This window comes from Pantoea leporis (assembly GCF_028048155.1).
In the GTDB taxonomy this organism is placed as follows: domain Bacteria; phylum Pseudomonadota; class Gammaproteobacteria; order Enterobacterales; family Enterobacteriaceae; genus Pantoea; species Pantoea leporis.
The window spans coordinates 219,264-236,386 of the sequence record NZ_JALMEU010000003.1; the positions used below are offsets into that span (position 1 = coordinate 219,264).

The window sequence follows — 17,123 nt, forward strand, 5'->3', positions numbered from 1 at the left end:
GCTTATTTACTCCCCAGAGAGGCCAGCCAGTTGCGCCAGCCGCCAAATTCGGTAATTTCCAGCGCCTGCGACAGCACCGCCGGTTCACAGATAAAGCCTTTGACGATGCGTCCGTCGGCCAGCGTCAGCGAGCCAATGCCGAGCGGGGCCGGGATTTCCGCCACGAACTCGCCAAAGCGCGCCAGCGGGATATCCCACAGTTCCACGGTGATCGCCGCACCGCTCTCGCCACGCAGCAGGCCCGGCTTCTTAATCGGGCCATCAAGCAGGGCGAACAGACGGTAATGGCTGGCGGTTTGCGTCTCTTCGACCAGCACCGCCTGGCGCGTGGTGAGCTGGAAGTTGAGCGGCATGCCGGTGAGATGCGCGCCCACCACCGCCACGCGGACGTGATCGGCGGAAACCGGCAATGCGCCTTGCTGAGTAGGCTGCGCCTTGCCAGTAGCACCGAGCGGCAGCGCCATCTGCTGCTGCCAGCGCAGGCCAAAACCAGCCAGTGCGCGATCGTGCCACGCAGGTGCAATCAGCGTGATGCCGGCGGGCAATCCATCGGCGCGGAACGGCGCAGGCAGCGCCAGCGCGCTGAGATCGGCCAGGTTGGTGAAATTGGTGTAGGTGCCGAACTGCGAGTTGTAGTGCACCGGCTCCTGCTGCATTTCGTCCAGCGTATGGATGGTTGGCGAGGTGGGCACCAACAGCGCATCGAACTGCGCCAGCGTTTGCTGAATCTGGCGCGTCAGTTCGGCGCGTAGGTATTCCGCCTGATAGGCTTCGACTGCGGTGTATTTCAGGCCGCTGCTGACGATGCCGTACACCACCGGATCCATCTCTTCCGGGCGGTTGATCATCTCGCCCACCGCCACGGTGCGTTCGGCAACCCACGGACCGTAATAGAGCTGCTCGGCGAGTTGATGGAACAGGGAAAAATCGATCGGATGCAGCGTGGCGCCGCCAGCCTGCAATTGCTCCAGCGCCGCCAGCCAGGCCGCTTCTGCCTGTTTGTCGCCGAAGAACTCGGGCGTGGCGGGAATGGCGAAATCGGGCTGCGCTTTGAAGCTAGCTGGCGCGGTGTGCGGATTGCTGCGCGAATAGGCATCGCCCGCGTCATAGCCGCCCGCTGCGGTAGCCACCGCGAAGGCATCTTCGACGGTTAACGCAAACACGGAAATGGTGTCATTGAGGCGGCAAGCCGGCACCACGCCGCTGGCAGAGAACCAACCTTTGGTCGGCTTGAGGCCAACGATGTTGTTGAAACCGGCGGGCACGCGGCCCGAACCGGCGGTGTCGGTGCCGAGTGAGAAGCCCACCAGACCGCGCGCCAGCACCGACGCAGAACCGGAGCTGGAACCGCCGCTGACGTAATCAGGATTGAAGGTGTTGCTCACGGCACCAAACGGCGAACGCGTGCCGACTAAGCCGGTGGCGTATTGGTCGAGGTTGGTTTTGCCAATCACCACCGCGCCTGCTGCTTTGAGCTGCGCGACAACAAAGGCATCGGCTTCGGCGGTGTAGGTGAAGGCCGGGCAGGCGGCGCTGGTCGGCCAGCCGGCGACATCGATATTATCTTTTACCGCAAACGGCACGCCAAACAGCGGCAGCGCCGCCGGGTTGCGCTGATAGCTCGCCAGCAGCGGTTCAATCTGTGCCTGCAGCTGCGCGGGCGTGGCGAGATAGAGCCACGCGTTATCCTGCGCGTCGATGGCGTCGAGATGAGCCGCCAGCAAGGCGGTAATCTGTTGTGGATCCTGTTGGTAACTGCGTTGCCAATCCTGGAGCGTAAAGCCAAAGGTCGATGCCATGAGTGAATTCCAACTGGTATACAAGATGGAATTCAACAGAGCAAAGCGCGTGCCATTTTTGTAAGCCGATGAAACCGCGTAGTTAATTGATGTGTAATACGTTTTTCTGATGATAAATTGCACAACGGCGGCGCAAACGCTGCGCAACGGCGGTGCGCGAGCGTAAATTTTGTGAAGAACATGGCAAGAGACGGTTGGCCTGGTTAGCATGAAAGAAGTCTGGCATGAGCTGGATCGCAGCACTGAGAGGAGAGCGTAATGGAGAAGTGGCGTTACTGGATGCTAGGGATCTGTCTGGCCAGCACGGCCAGCAGCGTATGGGCCGATTCGCTGGATCAGCAGCGACAGCGCTATGCGCAAATCAAGCAAGCCTGGGATAACAAACAGATGGACCAGGTGACGCAGCTGATGCCGACGCTGCAGGATTATCCGCTCTACCCGTATCTGCAATATCGCCTGCTGGCGCAGGATCTCGATCAAGAGACACCGCTGGCGGTGAAGAACTTTATTCAACAGTATCCTACGCTGCCGCCGGCGCGCTCGCTCTCAACGCGCTTTGTGAATGTGCTGGCGAACCGTCAGGATTGGCAGGGCGTACTCAGCTTCAGCCCGGATGAACCGAAACCGGTGCAGGCGCGCTGTAACTGGTATTACGCTAAGTGGGCGACTGGCCAGCAGCAGGCGGCGTTTGCCGGTGCGAAAGAGATTTGGCTGCGCGGCACCGCGTTACCGAACGACTGCGACAAGCTGTTTTCGGTATGGCAAGCCAGCGGGCAACTCTCGCCGATCACCATTCTTGAGCGTATTCGTCTGGCGATGAAAGCCGGTAACGACAGCCTGGTGAATTACCTGGCGAAAATGCTGCCGGCGGATTTTCAAACCACCGCCAGCGCGCTGATTGCGCTGCAGCAGAATCCGCAAACCGTCACCACCTTTGCCAGCAGCATGGGACCCACCGATTTCACCCGCATGGCGACCAGCTATGCCTTCGCCCGCGTGGCGCGTGAGGATATGGATAACGCGCGCATGATGATCCCGCAGCTGGTGCAGGCGCAGAAGATGAGCCAGGCCGATGAGCAGGACCTGAAAGAGACCGTGGTGTGGCGCATGATGGGCGCGGATCTCACCAGCGAGCAGGCGCGCTGGCGTGATGCGGTGGTGATGAACAGCGAATCTACCGCGCTGGTGGAGCGCCGCGTACGCCTGGCGCTGAGCCAGAACGATCGTCGTGGTCTCAATACCTGGATCGCGCGTTTGCCGGTGGAAGCCAAAGAGAAAGATGAGTGGCAATACTGGCAGGCGGATCTGCTGATTTCGCAGGGCCGTAAAGAGGAAGCCAACGATATTCTGCGGAAGCTGATGCAGGCGCGCGGCTTCTATCCGATGGTCGCGGCGCAGCGTTTGGGCGTGGAGTATCCGTTGCAGGTCGACAAGGCTCCGGCAGCCGACAGCAGCGTGACGCAAGGTGCGGAAATGGCGCGCGTGCGTGAGCTGATGTATTGGGGGCTGGATAACCTGGCACGCAGCGAGTGGGCCAATCTGATCTCCAGCAAAACCCGTTCGCAGCAGCAGATGCTGGCGCGTTACGCTAACGAGCAGGATTGGTGGGATCTCAGCGTGCAGGCCACCATCACCGCGAAAATGTGGGATAGCCTGAAAGAGCGCTTCCCGCTGGCGTGGCAAAACCTTTACCAGCAATACACCAGCGACAAAGGCATTCCGCAGAGTTATGCGATGGCGATTTCGCGTCAGGAGAGCGCGTGGAATCCGAAAGCGCGTTCACCGGTGGGCGCCAGCGGATTGATGCAGGTGATGCCCGCTACGGCGACGCATACCGTGAAGATGTATAACATTCCCGGCTATGTGAACAGCAGCCAGCTGCTGGATCCGCAGACCAATATTCAGATCGGTACGCAGTATCTGGAGTATGTCTATCAGCAGTTTGGTCAGAACCGCATCTTCTCTTCGGCCGCCTATAACGCCGGTCCGGGACGCGTGCGCAGCTGGCAGAAAACCAGCGGCGGTAATCTGGATGCGGTGGCGTTTATCGAAACCATCCCGTTCTCAGAAACGCGTGGCTACGTGAAAAACGTGCTGGCCTACGATGCCTATTACCGCTACTTCATGGGCAAGCCGGACAAGATTCTCGCCGACAGTGAGTGGAATCGCCAGTATTGACTGTGCTATGCTTCCGTACTCGTTAATGAGTACGGAAGCCCTTCATGAGCCAACCCCTTTCTTCCCAGCCGGAATCGGCTCAGCCTGTTGAAGATAACTGGCTGCGATTTATCGAACTGATGCAAAATGCCTTTGCCGATGGCGTGGCGCTGCCGTTATTACAACTGATGATGACGCCGGATGAACGTGAATCCTACGGGACGCGTTTGCGCATTATTGAAGAGCTGATGAACGGCGATATGAGCCAGCGTGAACTGAAGAATGAGTTGGGCGTCGGCATCGCCACCATTACGCGCGGGTCTAATAGTCTGAAAGAGGCGCCGCCAGAGCTAAAACGCTGGCTGGAAGCGCGTCTCGGCCGCGGTTAACGCTGGCTGTAGAGCGGATGGGTGAACGGACACAGCGCCAGAATCAACGCCTGATGGTAGACGCTGGAGCGGCTAAGCAGGCCGTGGGTGAGGGCACCAATCGCGCCACCTTTGTGTTTGATATTCTCCACGCCGGTTAAGCGTGCCATCTCATCACCCAGTTCATGCCCGGCGGCTAAGCCTGACACGACAATCGGCGGCAGCGTAAAGCTGGCCGAACGTGATTCTCCGCGCTGCTGCGCGTTTTCAACCACCATCCACGCAAAGGCGCAATCGCCTTCAATGCCCGCTTCGATCGCCACCCAATAATCGGCCCGTGGACGCGTTTGACGCGCGTTCTCTACCCGCTGACGTGCGCCAGTTCGCGTTTCAACATCACTAAGTGGCTGGGCTGCGACGCCGCTCTCGACCTCAACCCCTTCGATGTGGCAGGATCCTTCGCCGAAAACGTCGTTGAACGCCTGAGCAATCGCGCGAATTTTTGCCGGGTTGATGGTGGCTGCGACAACATGGTACATAATTGTTTGAACCCTCGAGGCAAATTTGTCGCAGTATAACGGAAATTAAGCATGCTACAGGTCTATCTTGTTCGTCACGGTGAAACGGTATGGAATGCGGCTCGGCGCATTCAGGGGCAGTCTGACAGCCCGTTAACGGAAAAAGGTGAGCAGCAGGCTCAGCAAGTGGGCGAGCGAGTGAAATCGCTGGGCATTACCCATGTGATTGCCAGCGATTTGGGACGGACGCGGCGTACGGCAGAGATTATCGCCGATGCGTGTGGCTGCACCGTGACGCTTGATGCGCGTCTGCGCGAGCTCAATATGGGCTGCCTGGAACAACGTCCACTTGATGGCTTAACCGAAGAAGAGGAACACTGGCGGAAAACGCTGGTGGATGGCACCACTGCTGGACGTATTCCGGGTGGCGAATCGATGGCGGAGATGGCGACGCGGATGCACGAAGCGCTGAATGCACTGCTGGAGTTGCCTGCCGGCAGCCGTCCGCTGATTGTCAGCCACGGGATGGCGCTGGGCGTGTTGGTCAGTACCATTCTCGGTTTGCCTGCGCATGCGGAACGTCGTTTGCGTTTGCGGAATTGCTCGATCTCGCGCGTGGATCATCAGCAGAGCGCGTGGCTGGCGGCCGGTTGGGTGGTTGAGACGGCGGGCGATGTGTCGCATCTGGATGCGCCAGCGTTAGACGAGCTTCAACGCTAAGCCAAAAAAAATGCCGTCGCGATGACGGCATTTTTTATTAGTTATTCTGTTGGCGAATCGGAATCAGGTATTCGCAGCGGATTTCCGTTGGCGGCTCGCTACGTTTTTTACCCCCGTGCGTGTAGAAACGCTCGATGTCCTGTCCCTGACGACGCACTAATCCCAGCGTTGGCATACAAGTGCCGTACAGAAGCAGGATAAATTCACCCAGCGCGCTGCGCGCACCGTTGTAGGTGAACTGCACGTAATCACCGGCTTCCACAATCACGCTCTGATTCGACTGCATGCTTTTTGCCAGCTGATCGGCAGGCACCGCAGTGGTGTAGAGAATCTCCTGCTCATCATCTTTTTCATGGCTGGCGCGCACCTGATGCAAGCCATACAGCACCGGCGGCACCGTGTCGGTTTCCAGCAGGAACTGCTTCCAGAAATGCAGGCGCATCTCATCGCGGTAGCTGGAAATCTGCTCCAGCGTACAGGAGTAACTCTGCGTCTGGCCGACCAGCACCGTTTCTGGCAGCGTGACAAACTGCGCTTCCGGCATGCTGTTATCGTCGAGACGAATTGGCGGGCGAATGCCAAACGAGTTCCACTCCGATGAGCGACGATACCAGGCAGGCGTTTGGTTGAATTGCTTTTTAAACGCACGGGTAAAGGTCTGCTGCGAATCGAAGCGATATTGTAACGCGATGTCGAGGATGGGGCGGCTGGTCAGGCGAAGCGCCACCGCGGCTTTCGACAGCCTACGCGCGCGAATGTACGCACCAATCGCGTGGCTGGTTACTTCCTTGAACATCCGCTGTAGATGCCACTTGGAGTAGCCTGCTTTCTGCGCAACGTTATCTAATGAAAGCGGTTGATCCAGATGGCTCTCCAGCCAGACAAGCAAATCGCGAATGATACCGGCTTGGTCCATAAAACATCCTCATAACTCTCTGGTGGCGCAACTATGAAGTCGTCGAATAATAGCACGAAATGCACAAAAGCGTGGGGGCGGTTTGCTAATCGAGTGTGCTAAGTCAAAGCGGGTTAAAACCCTTTTAGATTTGGTTCTCTGTTCGATTGACAGTACATTACATTCTCATCTATTCGATTGGCAATGGTAACTCAATGACAATAGCTCGTATTCTTATAATCACGTTGGCAACATATGTATTCAGTGCTGGCGTTCAGGCCGAAGAGATCGGCTCAGTTGACACGGTATTCAAGATATTTGGCCCCGATCATAAGATCGTGGTAGAAGCCTTCGATGACCCCGACGTAAAAAATGTAACCTGTTATATCAGCCGGGCAAAAACCGGCGGTATCAAAGGGGGATTAGGTTTGGCGGAAGACACGTCCGACGCGGCCATCTCCTGTCAACAGGTGGGACCGGTAGAGCTTAGCGAGAAAATCGCACAAGGCAAGGCGCAAGGTGAAGTGGTGTTCAAAAAACGTACATCACTGGTGTTTAAGAAGCTGCAGGTGGTGCGCTTCTTTGACCAGAAACGTCATGCGCTGGTGTACCTAAGCTATTCCGACAAGGTGGTGGATGGATCGCCGAAGAATGCGCTGAGCGCCGTGCCGATTATGCCGTGGCATTAATGCAGGCATAAAAAAACGCCCTCACGGGCGTTTTTTCTTTCAACGCTTAATCCTGCAGTTCGCCGCAGAAGCGGTAACCTTCGCCGTGAATGGTGGCGATGATTTCTGGCGTGTCTGGCGTGGATTCGAAATGCTTACGGATGCGGCGGATGGTGACATCCACGGTACGGTCATGCGGCTTCAGCTCGCGGCCGGTCATCTTCTTCAGCAAGTCACCACGCGTCTGGATTTTGCCAGGGTTTTCACAGAAGTGCAGCATGGCGCGGAATTCACTGCGCGGCAGCTTGTACTGGTCGCCGTTCGGACTGATCAGTGAGCGGCTGTTGATATCCAGCTCCCAACCGTTGAAGCGATAGCTTTCAACGGTACGGCGTTCTTCACTTGGCATCGCCAGATTCATGGTGCGCGACAGCAAATTGCGTGCACGAATCGTCAACTCACGCGGGTTGAACGGTTTGGTGATGTAATCATCGGCACCGATTTCCAGACCGAGGATTTTATCCACTTCATTATCACGGCCGGTAAGGAACATCAGCGCGACGTTTGCTTGCTCACGCAATTCTCGCGCCAACAGCAAACCGTTTTTACCTGGCAGGTTGATATCCATAATCACCAGATTGACGTCATTTTCCGTCAAAACCTGATGCATCTCGGCGCCGTCGGTGGCTTCATAGACCACGTAACCTTCTGCCTCAAAGATACTTTTGAGGGTGTTACGCGTGACCAGTTCGTCTTCAACGATAAGAATGTGCGGGGTCTGCATGTTTCGCTACCTAAAATTTGCCAACAAATCGAAAACAGGGCGTACGTCGGTTACGCTAATGTGCTGCAACCGGTATACGAAATAATCTTCGGAATACACCATCCATCTACGTCAACTTCAGTGTTAGCTCAGCCAGTCAGGATGGATATTTGCACGCCCCGAGGATCTCGGACAGGCGCTCATCCTAACCGTATTAACAGCAACCTAACAGCACCAACAACAACCGATAAGCATAAAAACAACGCTTCGTTGACTTATATCAAATGCAAGTGTAGCACGTTAACACTTTTATGAAAAACTTCTCCAGGATTGCTAGTTTAGCTCACAAAATGCAGCATTTTTGCTACATTTCGTCCTTATAAAACCAAAACTAAAACACGCAGGAAATTATATTTCAATGATATGAAAGAAAAGGGTTTTATATTCAATAGGTCCGATAATTTTGCTTATGCCCGCTAATTTCCACTGCAGCTGGATTTATCCCTCTTTTAACATCGTTAACATCTTATTTTCTCCTCTAGCCGCAGTTGGTATTTTCTCTCCTGCATGCCAACATAATGCGAGTTGTTAACAGTTCGATGGAAAAATCATGCATTTCCCCTTAATCCTTGTCTCTCCCGCTCGTCCGGAAAATATCGGTGCGGCTGCTCGCGCTATGAAAACCATGGGATTTAGCGAGCTGCGCATTGTCGCCAGCGATGCCTGGCAAGATCCCGCAGCACGTCGAGTGGCGCACGGCGCCGGTGAGATCCTCGATAACGTCAAAACCTACGCCACGCTGAGCGAAGCGCTCAAGGATGTCGATTTTTCCGTAGCGACCACCGCACGTAGCCGCGCGAAATTCCGCTATTACGCTACGCCCAGCCAGGTTGAAAACATCCTGCAGGAGAAGCGCCAATGGCTGAGCCGCATCGCGCTGGTGTTTGGCCGTGAAGACAGCGGCTTAACCAATGAAGAGCTGGAGCAGGTCGATCTGTTAACCGGCATTCCGATGGCCAATGATTATCCGTCGCTGAATCTCGGTCAGGCGGTGATGGTGTATTGCTATCAGCTGTCGGCGCTCAATCAGATTGCGGCTGAGACCGCAGAAGTGGCGAATGAGCAGCAGTTGCAGGCATTGCGCCAGCGCTTTCATCAGTTACTGGTCAAGCTGGATGTGAGTGATGACGTTAAAATGGCGGACTGGATCGATCAGCGCATCGGCCTGCTGGAACAGCGTGACAGCGCCATGCTGCATCGTTTGTTACACGACGTAGAAAAAAAACTTATAGATAATTGCTCGGATAAATCCTGAGATGCTAGTGACTGATGCGGCAATCCGCCGCATCTCCTGAACGATCGCGATAATTTTTGCCTCAGCAAGCGCAGCACTGCGCAACGCCAGGGACGGCGCGGCTAAGACAAATTCGTTGACTTAACGTGCGCTTTGCTTTACTTCTGGAAGGCAGACGGACAAGACAAAGACAGACAGAAAAAAATCTAAATGCGTAAACTCAGCCTGAACACCACAATTATTATTACCACCACCATTACCACAGGTAACGGTGCGGGCTGACGCATACAGGAAAAACAAAGAAAAAAGCCCGCACCTAAACAGTGCGGGCTTTTTTTTCGGCAAAAATTCAGGAGAGCTTCAAATATGCGAGTGCTGAAATTCGGCGGAACCTCAGTAGCCAATGCGGAACGTTTTCTCCGTGTGGCGGATATTCTGGAAAGCAATGCACAACAGGGACAGGTTGCGACCGTACTCTCTGCACCAGCAAAAATTACCAATCATCTGGTGGCGATGATTGAGAAAACCATCAGCGGCCTGGACACGTTGCCGAATATCAGCGATGCCGAACGTATTTTTGCCGATCTGTTGCAAGGCTTGCGTGATGCGCAGCCGGGCTTTGATTATGACGGACTGAAAACCCGCGTTGAACTGGAATTTGCACAGCTGAAACAAGTGCTGCACGGCATCAGCCTGCTGGGCCAATGCCCGGACGCTGTGAATGCCGCCATCATCTGCCGTGGCGAAAAGCTGTCGATTGCTATTATGGAAGCGCTGCTGCAGGCGCGCGGCCACAAAGTTACCGTTATCGATCCGGTGGAGAAGTTGCTGGCGATTGGTCATTACCTTGAATCCACCGTTGATATCGCCGAATCCACGCGTCGCATCGCCGCCAGCCAGATCCCTGCCGATCACTTTATCCTGATGGCCGGTTTCACCGCCGGTAATGAGAAGGGCGAACTGGTGGTGCTGGGCCGCAACGGTTCTGACTACTCCGCTGCCGTGTTGGCTGCGTGTTTGCGCGCTGATTGCTGTGAAATCTGGACCGATGTTGACGGTGTGTATACCTGCGACCCGCGTCAGGTGCCTGATGCGCGCTTACTGAAATCGATGTCGTATCAGGAAGCAATGGAGCTCTCCTACTTCGGCGCCAAAGTCTTGCACCCGCGTACCATCGCGCCCATCGCCCAGTTCCAGATTCCTTGCCTGATCAAAAACACCGCTAACCCGCAAGCGCCGGGCACCTTAATTGGTGGCGAAGGCGAGCTGGATGAGAATCCGGTGAAAGGCATTACTAACCTGAATAACATGGCGATGTTCAACGTGTCAGGTCCGGGCATGAAAGGCATGGTCGGCATGGCGGCGCGCGTTTTCGCCGCAATGTCACGCACCGGCATCTCCGTGGTACTGATCACCCAATCCTCTTCGGAATACAGCATCAGCTTCTGCGTACCGCAAAGCGAGCAGGCGCGTGCGCGTCGCGTGCTGGAGGAGGAGTTCTATCTGGAGTTGAAAGATGGCTTACTCGATCCGCTGGACGTGCTGGAACAGCTGGCGGTGATCTCGGTGGTCGGTGATGGCATGCGTACGCTGCGCGGCATCTCGGCTAAATTCTTCTCGGCGCTGGCGCGAGCCAACATCAATATCGTGGCGATTGCGCAGGGCTCGTCTGAGCGTTCCATCTCGGTGGTAGTGAGCAACGATGAAGTCACCACCGGCGTGCGTGTGGTGCATCAGATGCTGTTCGCTACCGATCAGGTCATTGAAGTGTTCGTGGTCGGCGTTGGCGGTGTGGGCGCAGCGTTGCTGGATCAGCTGCATCGTCAGCAGACATGGCTGAAACAGAAGCATATCGATCTGCGCGTGTGCGGCATCGCTAACTCGCGGGCGCTGTTGACCAACGTACACGGTATCGATCTCAGCAACTGGAAGGCAGAACTGAACGAAGCCAAAGAGCCATTCAATCTTGGTCGCCTGATGCGTTTGGTGAAAGAGTATCATCTGCTAAACCCGGTGATCGTCGATTGTACCTCCAGCCAGGCGGTTGCCGATCAATATGCCGATTTCCTCGCTGAAGGTTTCCATGTCGTCACGCCGAACAAAAAGGCCAACACGTCGTCGTGGAATTATTACCAGCAGATGCGTGCAGCGGCAGCAAAATCGCGCCGTAAGTTCCTGTACGACACCAACGTTGGTGCCGGTTTGCCGGTGATCGAAAACCTGCAAAACCTGATGAATGCCGGGGATGAACTGATCAAGTTCTCCGGTATTCTCTCTGGCTCGCTCTCTTTTATCTTCGGCAAGCTTGATGAGGGCGTTTCGCTGTCGGAAGCGACCAAAATGGCGCGTGAGATGGGCTTTACCGAGCCGGATCCACGTGACGATCTTTCTGGCACCGATGTGGCGCGTAAGCTGCTGATTCTGGCGCGTGAAGCGGGGCATCAGCTGGAGCTTAGCGATATCGATATCGAACCGCTGCTGCCCGCCAGCCTGACGGAGATCGCCGACGTTGAGCAGTTTATGCAACGTCTGCCGGAGCTGGATAACGCCTTTGCCGCGCGCGTTGCCAAAGCGCGTGACGAAGGTAAAGTATTACGCTTCGTCGGCGCGATTGAAGAGGGTGGCGTCTGCAAAGTGAAGATTGACGCGGTGGACGGCAACGATCCGCTGTACAAAGTGAAGAACGGTGAGAATGCGCTGGCATTCTACAGCCGCTACTATCAGCCAATCCCGCTGGTTCTGCGTGGATATGGTGCAGGGAATGATGTCACAGCAGCGGGCGTGTTTGCTGACCTGCTGCGTACGCTGTCGTGGAAGTTGGGAGTTTGATGATGGTAAAAATTTATGCACCGGCCTCGATAGGTAACGTCAGCGTCGGCTTTGATGTGCTTGGCGCGGCGGTTTCACCGGTGGATGGCACCTTGCTGGGTGACTGCGTTTCCGTGGAAGCCGCCGACAGCTTTAGCCTGGTGAACTCCGGGCGTTTTGTCAGCAAACTGCCGACCAATCCGCAGGAGAACATCGTTTATCAGTGCTGGGAGCGTTTTTGCCAGGCGATTGGTAAACAAGTTCCGGTGGCGATGACGCTGGAAAAGAATATGCCGATTGGTTCCGGACTCGGCTCAAGTGCCTGTTCGGTGGTTGCCGGTTTAATGGCGATGAACGAATTCTGCGGCAAACCGCTCAAAGACACCGAACTGCTGGCGCTGATGGGCGAGCTGGAAGGGCGTATTTCCGGCAGCGTACATTTTGATAACGTTGCGCCCTGCTTCCTTGGCGGCGTGCAGCTGATGATTGAAGAGAACGGCATCATCAGTCAGGACGTGCCGTGCTTTGACGAATGGCTGTGGGTGATGGCGTATCCGGGGATAAAAGTCTCCACCGCCGAAGCGCGTGCCATTCTGCCGGCACAGTACCGCAAAGAGGATGCCATTAAGCATGGCCGCCTGCTGGCGGGCTTTATTCACGCCTGTCATACGCGTCAACCTGGGCTGGCGGCTAAACTTATGCAGGATGTCATCGCCGAGCCGTATCGCACCAAACTGCTGCCAGGCTTCGCCGATGCGCGTAAAGCAGCGCAGGATATTGGCGCGCTGGCGTGCGGCATTTCGGGTTCCGGCCCGACACTTTTCGCCGTTTGCAACGAGATGGCAACGGCACAGCGGATGGCGGACTGGCTGAGCCAGCACTATCTGCAGAATGAAGAAGGTTTCGTCCACATCTGCCGTCTTGATACGGCTGGCGCACGTAAATTGGGATAACGCATGAAACTCTACAACCTTAAGGATCACAACGAGCAGGTTAGTTTTGCTCAGGCCGTTAAACAGGGCCTCGGCTCGCAGCAAGGGCTGTTTTTCCCGCTCGAACTGCCGGAATTCGAATTGACCGATATCGATGCCATGCTGGAGATGGATTTCGTCAGCCGCAGCAGCAAAATTCTCTCTGCCTACATTGGCGATGAAATTGCGGCGCATCAGCTGGCCGAGCGCGTGAAAAACGCCTTTGCTTTCCCGGCGCCGGTGGCAAAGGTCAGCGATGATGTAGCCTGCCTCGAGCTGTTCCACGGTCCAACGCTGGCGTTTAAAGACTTCGGCGGCCGCTTTATGGCGCAGATGCTTTCCTATGTGAGCGGTGCGGATGAGCAGATCACCATTCTGACCGCCACGTCCGGCGATACCGGCGCCGCCGTGGCGCATGCCTTCTACGGCATGGAAAACGTGCGCGTGGTGATTCTCTATCCGCAGGGTAAAATCAGCCCGCTGCAGGAGAAACTGTTCTGTACGCTGGGCGGCAACATCGAAACCATCGCGGTTGAAGGCGATTTCGATGCGTGTCAGGCGTTGGTGAAACAGGCGTTTGATGATGAAGAGCTGAAAAAGGCGATTGGCCTGAACTCGGCGAACTCCATCAACATCAGCCGTCTGCTGGCGCAGATTTGCTACTACTTCGAAGCGGTAGCGCAGCTGCCACAAGAGAAGCGCAATCAGCTGGTGGTGTCGGTGCCGAGCGGTAACTTCGGTGACTTAACGGCTGGCCTGCTGGCGAAATCATTGGGTCTGCCGATCAAGCGCTTTATCGCTGCGACCAATGCTAACGATACCGTGCCGCGTTTCCTCGGCAACGGAGCATGGCAGCCAAACGCCACGGTAGCAACGCTGTCGAACGCCATGGATGTCAGCCAGCCGAACAACTGGCCGCGCGTGGAAGAGCTGTTCCGCCGCAAAACCTGGCGTTTGACCGATCTGGCGTACGGCGCGGTAACCGATGAAACCACCAAATCCACCATGCGCGAGCTGGCAGAGATTGGCTATATCTCTGAACCGCATGCGGCGATTGCTTACCGTTTGCTGCGCGACAACCTGCAGGAGGGCGAATATGGCCTGTTCCTCGGGACTGCGCATCCGGCGAAGTTCAAAGAGAGCGTGGATGAGATTCTGGGTCAGGATCTGCCGCTGCCAAAAGAGCTGGCCGAGCGCGCCGATTTGCCGCTGCTGTCGCACAACCTGAAAGGCGATTTCGCGGAGCTGCGGGCGTTCTTACTGAAGTAAGTGCTGACTGGGGTCAGTGCTCGCTGTCCCCCATCCCGGCCTTCCCCCGCTAGCGGGGGAAGGAGACGCTGCCACATGCAGCCTCCAAACTCACATATTGCAGCATCTTCCTCCCCCATTTATGGGGGAGGACCGAGGAGGGGGGCAGCGAGCACAATCCATTGCAGCGCTTGCTGAACTATTTCTGCTCGCGGCGCTTAAACACCAGCTCGTTATCTTTACTTTCTGCCGCGTCAAAGAAATACCCATCCACATCGAATTTCTTCAGCTGCGCAGGCTTGGTCAGGCGGTTCTGAATCACATAGCGGCTCATCAAACCGCGCGCTTTCTTGGCGTAGAAGCTGATGACTTTAAATTTGCCATTCTTCTCATCGAGGAACACCGGCTTGATCAACTCGGCGTTAAGTTTCTTCGGCTTGATGGCTTTGAAATACTCATCGGATGCCAGATTGATCAGCACGTCATCGCCTTGCTCAGCAATCGCCTCGTTCAACTTCTCTGTCAGCAAATCGCCCCAGAAGCCGTAAAGATCTTTACCGGCCGGATTCGCCAGCTTAATGCCCATCTCCAGGCGATAAGGCTGCATCAAATCAAGTGGGCGCAGCAGGCCGTAAAGACCCGACAACATGCGCAGATGCTGCTGGGCAAAGTCAAAATCGTCGTCGCTAAAAGTTTCGGCCTGCAAACCGGTATACACATCGCCTTTAAACGCCAGGATCGCCTGACGCGCATTCTCCAGCGAGAAGGGCGGCTGCCATTGGTTAAAACGATCGGCATTCAGGTGCGCCAGCTTGTCGCTAATGCCCATCAGTGAGCTGATTTGTGCCGGTGAAAGATCGCGCGCAACGTCAATTAATTGGTGTGATTTTTCTAACAGCGCCGGTTGGGTAAAACGTTGTGTCGCCAGCGGGCTTTCATAGTCCAGTGTCTTCGCTGGCGAGATAACCATCAGCATCGTGTACGTCCTCTTTGACCCGCAGGTTTATCAGGGAATTGAAGGGAAAATGTCGCAAGGAGTGTAGCAAAAAAGCGGCATGGATCGGCAAATCGCTCCCATTTGTTAGCGCTATCGTAAAGGGCACTTCGTGGTGTTGCGCCGTCACTTGTGCGTGATATTATCGCAACAGCCTTTTACACCCTGACAGTCAACCTAAGAGAAAGAGAACCATGACGGACAAACTTACTTCCTTGCGTCAGCTGACTACTGTGGTCGCCGACACCGGTGATATCGCGGCGATGAAACTTTACCAGCCGCAGGACGCGACCACGAACCCTTCTTTGATTCTCAACGCCGCTCAAATCCCTGAATACCGCAAACTGATTGACGAAGCCATTACCTGGGCACGTCAGCAGAGCAGCAACAAGGAAGATCAGCTGGCGCTGGTTTCTGACAAGCTGGCCGTCAACATTGGTCTGGAAATTCTCAAACTGATCCCTGGTCGCATCTCGACTGAAGTCGATGCGCGCCTCTCTTACGACACTGAAGCGAGCATCGCTAAAGCGCGTAGCCTGATCAAACTGTACAACGATGCGGGCGTCAGCAATGACCGCATCCTGATCAAACTGGCGTCAACCTGGCAGGGCATTCGTGCTGCTGAGCAGCTGGAAAAAGAAGGTATCAACTGTAACCTGACGCTGCTGTTCTCCTTCGCGCAGGCGCGTGCCTGTGCCGAAGCGGGCGTGTTCCTGATCTCTCCATTCGTTGGCCGTATCCTCGACTGGTACAAGCAGAACACCGATAAGAAAGAGTATGCAGCCCACGAAGATCCAGGCGTGGTGTCTGTGGCTGAAATCTACAGCTACTACAAGCAGCACGGTTATGAAACCGTGGTAATGGGCGCAAGCTTCCGTAACGTTGGCGAAATCATTGAGCTGGCTGGCTGCGACCGTCTGACCATCTCTCCGGGCCTGCTGAAAGAGCTGGCTGAGAGCGAAGGCACCGTTGAGCGTAAGCTGAGCTACACCGGCGAAGTGAAAGCGCGTCCAGCGAAGATGACCGAAGCTGAGTTCTTCTGGCAGCACAACCAGGATCCAATGGCCGTTACCAAACTGGCTGAAGGTATCCGCAACTTTGCCATCGATCAGGGCAAACTTGAGAAGATGATCGCCGAGCTGCTGTAAGGTGATTGGCCGTGGCGGCAACCGCTGCCACGGTTTTACGTTTTTTCCCCCGCTTCTTGTATTATCCTTCTAACTACTCACGTCATTTGCTGCCATGCAGCTAACCACAGCGATAACTCTATGGATACTTTACGAATTGGATTAATTTCCGTTTCCGATCGTGCTGCTAACGGCATCTATCAGGATCAGGGCATTCCGGCGTTAGAGAGCTGGCTCACCGCCGCGCTGGCTACGCCGTTTGAAATTGAAACGCGTCTGGTGCCGGATGAGCAGCCAATGATTGAGCAGGCGATTTGCGAGCTGGTCGATGAGCTGTTCTGCAATTTGGTCCTCACCACCGGCGGCACCGGACCGGCGCGGCGTGATGTGACGCCAGATGCCACATTGGCGGTTGCCGACCGTGAAATGCCGGGCTTCGGCGAGCAGATGCGCCAAATTAGCCTGCAATTTGTGCCGACCGCTATTTTGTCTCGCCAGGTTGGCGTGATCCGCAAGCAGTCGCTGATCCTCAATCTGCCGGGCCAGCCAAAATCCATTAAAGAAACGCTGGAAGGGCTGAAAGCGGAAGATGGAACGGTAAAGGTGCCGGGGATTTTTGCCGCTGTACCTTATTGTTTACAGCTACTGGAAGGGCCGTATGTGGAAACTCATGCCGATGTGGTAGCAGCTTTTCGCCCCAAAAGCGCCCGTCGTGAGACAAATGACTAAAAATCGGCATTTTCAGGCATAAAATCCAGCGGCACTGGTGTGGCAAAATATTGACGGTACAGTA

16 protein-coding genes and 1 other annotated feature are annotated in these 17,123 nt (G+C 55.6%); of the genes, 11 read left to right on the top strand and 5 right to left on the bottom strand.

Annotation, left to right across the window (positions count from 1 at the left end; translation table 11 throughout):
• Positions 1 to 2: 2 nt before the first annotated feature.
• Positions 3 to 1,799 (bottom strand): allophanate hydrolase, encoded by a 1,797-nt coding sequence (atzF, locus tag MWH02_RS11920; RefSeq protein ID WP_271460703.1) that lies wholly within the window; start codon positions 1,797 to 1,799, stop codon positions 3 to 5.
• Positions 1,800 to 2,057: 258 nt separating this feature from the next.
• Here atzF and sltY point away from each other — a divergent pair, with 258 nt between their 5' ends.
• Positions 2,058 to 3,977: a murein transglycosylase gene (sltY, locus tag MWH02_RS11925; protein ID WP_271460704.1), complete on the top strand. Its 1,920-nt coding sequence runs from the start codon at positions 2,058 to 2,060 to the stop codon at positions 3,975 to 3,977.
• A 44-nt stretch (positions 3,978 to 4,021) separates the two neighbouring features.
• Positions 4,022 to 4,345: a trp operon repressor gene (trpR, locus tag MWH02_RS11930; protein WP_101762165.1), complete on the top strand. Its 324-nt coding sequence runs from the start codon at positions 4,022 to 4,024 to the stop codon at positions 4,343 to 4,345.
• Here trpR and yjjX read toward each other — a convergent pair.
• Positions 4,342 to 4,863, bottom strand: a complete 522-nt coding sequence (gene yjjX, locus MWH02_RS11935) for an inosine/xanthosine triphosphatase (protein WP_110867497.1) — start codon at positions 4,861 to 4,863, stop codon at positions 4,342 to 4,344. The genes trpR and yjjX overlap by 4 nt on opposite strands.
• A gap of 51 nt (positions 4,864 to 4,914) precedes the next feature.
• Here yjjX and gpmB point away from each other — a divergent pair, with 51 nt between their 5' ends.
• A complete protein-coding gene (gene gpmB / locus MWH02_RS11940; RefSeq protein WP_101762163.1) occupies positions 4,915 to 5,562 on the top strand; it encodes a 2,3-diphosphoglycerate-dependent phosphoglycerate mutase GpmB in 648 nt (215 codons plus the stop codon).
• A gap of 37 nt (positions 5,563 to 5,599) precedes the next feature.
• Here gpmB and robA read toward each other — a convergent pair whose 3' ends face one another.
• The gene (robA, locus tag MWH02_RS11945; RefSeq protein WP_101762162.1) at positions 5,600 to 6,478 is read right to left on the bottom strand and encodes an MDR efflux pump AcrAB transcriptional activator RobA; all 879 of its coding nucleotides are present in this window, start codon (positions 6,476 to 6,478) and stop codon (positions 5,600 to 5,602) included.
• A 194-nt stretch (positions 6,479 to 6,672) separates the two neighbouring features.
• Here robA and creA point away from each other — a divergent pair, with 194 nt between their 5' ends.
• Positions 6,673 to 7,146, top strand: a complete 474-nt coding sequence (gene creA / locus MWH02_RS11950) for a protein CreA (protein WP_101762161.1) — start codon at positions 6,673 to 6,675, stop codon at positions 7,144 to 7,146.
• 46 nt (positions 7,147 to 7,192) lie between these two features.
• Here creA and arcA read toward each other — a convergent pair whose 3' ends face one another.
• The gene (arcA, locus tag MWH02_RS11955; RefSeq protein ID WP_008108686.1) at positions 7,193 to 7,909 is read right to left on the bottom strand and encodes a two-component system response regulator ArcA; all 717 of its coding nucleotides are present in this window, start codon (positions 7,907 to 7,909) and stop codon (positions 7,193 to 7,195) included.
• A 589-nt stretch (positions 7,910 to 8,498) separates the two neighbouring features.
• Here arcA and MWH02_RS11960 point away from each other — a divergent pair.
• The 5 genes from MWH02_RS11960 to thrC all read left to right on the top strand — a co-directional run bounded on the left by MWH02_RS11960 (position 8,499) and on the right by thrC (position 14,230).
• On the top strand, positions 8,499 to 9,203 hold the full coding sequence (locus MWH02_RS11960; protein WP_101762160.1) for a tRNA/rRNA methyltransferase: 705 nt from the start codon (positions 8,499 to 8,501) through the stop codon (positions 9,201 to 9,203).
• Between the two features lie 189 nt (positions 9,204 to 9,392).
• Positions 9,393 to 9,464, top strand: a complete 72-nt coding sequence (gene thrL / locus MWH02_RS23095) for a thr operon leader peptide (protein WP_071531027.1) — start codon at positions 9,393 to 9,395, stop codon at positions 9,462 to 9,464.
• Positions 9,400 to 9,522, top strand: a sequence feature (Thr leader region). Its footprint overlaps the gene before it by 65 nt.
• A gap of 26 nt (positions 9,523 to 9,548) precedes the next feature.
• Positions 9,549 to 12,011 (top strand): bifunctional aspartate kinase/homoserine dehydrogenase I, encoded by a 2,463-nt coding sequence (gene thrA, locus MWH02_RS11965; RefSeq protein ID WP_110867500.1) that lies wholly within the window; start codon positions 9,549 to 9,551, stop codon positions 12,009 to 12,011.
• A 2-nt stretch (positions 12,012 to 12,013) separates the two neighbouring features.
• Positions 12,014 to 12,943, top strand: coding sequence for a homoserine kinase (gene thrB, locus MWH02_RS11970; protein WP_101762369.1), 930 nt, complete (start codon positions 12,014 to 12,016; stop codon positions 12,941 to 12,943).
• A gap of 3 nt (positions 12,944 to 12,946) precedes the next feature.
• On the top strand, positions 12,947 to 14,230 hold the full coding sequence (gene thrC, locus MWH02_RS11975) for a threonine synthase (RefSeq protein WP_008108676.1): 1,284 nt from the start codon (positions 12,947 to 12,949) through the stop codon (positions 14,228 to 14,230).
• A 178-nt stretch (positions 14,231 to 14,408) separates the two neighbouring features.
• On the opposite strand, the gene yaaA is transcribed toward thrC, so the two are convergent.
• A complete protein-coding gene (gene yaaA / locus MWH02_RS11980; RefSeq protein WP_210080889.1) occupies positions 14,409 to 15,185 on the bottom strand; it encodes a peroxide stress protein YaaA in 777 nt (258 codons plus the stop codon).
• A gap of 212 nt (positions 15,186 to 15,397) precedes the next feature.
• On the opposite strand from yaaA, the gene tal reads away from it, so the two are divergent.
• Together tal and mog are read left to right on the top strand one after the other, a co-directional pair.
• Positions 15,398 to 16,351, top strand: a complete 954-nt coding sequence (gene tal / locus MWH02_RS11985; RefSeq protein WP_101762157.1) for a transaldolase — start codon at positions 15,398 to 15,400, stop codon at positions 16,349 to 16,351.
• Positions 16,352 to 16,471: 120 nt separating this feature from the next.
• The gene (gene mog, locus MWH02_RS11990) at positions 16,472 to 17,059 is read left to right on the top strand and encodes a molybdopterin adenylyltransferase (RefSeq protein WP_101762156.1); all 588 of its coding nucleotides are present in this window, start codon (positions 16,472 to 16,474) and stop codon (positions 17,057 to 17,059) included.
• Positions 17,060 to 17,123: the final 64 nt, after the last annotated feature.

What these genes read in the sequence shown, in the direction of transcription:
- robA (WP_101762162.1), bottom strand. Translation starts at nt 6,478, where the DNA reads ATGGACCAAGCCGGTATCATTCGCGATTTGCTTGTCTGGCTGGAGAGC.
- thrB (WP_101762369.1), top strand. Translation starts at nt 12,014, where the DNA reads ATGGTAAAAATTTATGCACCGGCCTCGATAGGTAACGTCAGCGTCGGC.
- mog (WP_101762156.1), top strand. Translation starts at nt 16,472, where the DNA reads ATGGATACTTTACGAATTGGATTAATTTCCGTTTCCGATCGTGCTGCT.
- MWH02_RS11960 (WP_101762160.1), top strand. Translation starts at nt 8,499, where the DNA reads ATGCATTTCCCCTTAATCCTTGTCTCTCCCGCTCGTCCGGAAAATATC.
- thrA (WP_110867500.1), top strand. Translation starts at nt 9,549, where the DNA reads ATGCGAGTGCTGAAATTCGGCGGAACCTCAGTAGCCAATGCGGAACGT.
- gpmB (WP_101762163.1), top strand. Translation starts at nt 4,915, where the DNA reads ATGCTACAGGTCTATCTTGTTCGTCACGGTGAAACGGTATGGAATGCG.
- arcA (WP_008108686.1), bottom strand. Translation starts at nt 7,909, where the DNA reads ATGCAGACCCCGCACATTCTTATCGTTGAAGACGAACTGGTCACGCGT.
- tal (WP_101762157.1), top strand. Translation starts at nt 15,398, where the DNA reads ATGACGGACAAACTTACTTCCTTGCGTCAGCTGACTACTGTGGTCGCC.
- yaaA (WP_210080889.1), bottom strand. Translation starts at nt 15,185, where the DNA reads ATGCTGATGGTTATCTCGCCAGCGAAGACACTGGACTATGAAAGCCCG.
- creA (WP_101762161.1), top strand. Translation starts at nt 6,673, where the DNA reads ATGACAATAGCTCGTATTCTTATAATCACGTTGGCAACATATGTATTC.
- atzF (WP_271460703.1), bottom strand. Translation starts at nt 1,799, where the DNA reads ATGGCATCGACCTTTGGCTTTACGCTCCAGGATTGGCAACGCAGTTAC.
- sltY (WP_271460704.1), top strand. Translation starts at nt 2,058, where the DNA reads ATGGAGAAGTGGCGTTACTGGATGCTAGGGATCTGTCTGGCCAGCACG.
- thrC (WP_008108676.1), top strand. Translation starts at nt 12,947, where the DNA reads ATGAAACTCTACAACCTTAAGGATCACAACGAGCAGGTTAGTTTTGCT.
- yjjX (WP_110867497.1), bottom strand. Translation starts at nt 4,863, where the DNA reads ATGTACCATGTTGTCGCAGCCACCATCAACCCGGCAAAAATTCGCGCG.
- trpR (WP_101762165.1), top strand. Translation starts at nt 4,022, where the DNA reads ATGAGCCAACCCCTTTCTTCCCAGCCGGAATCGGCTCAGCCTGTTGAA.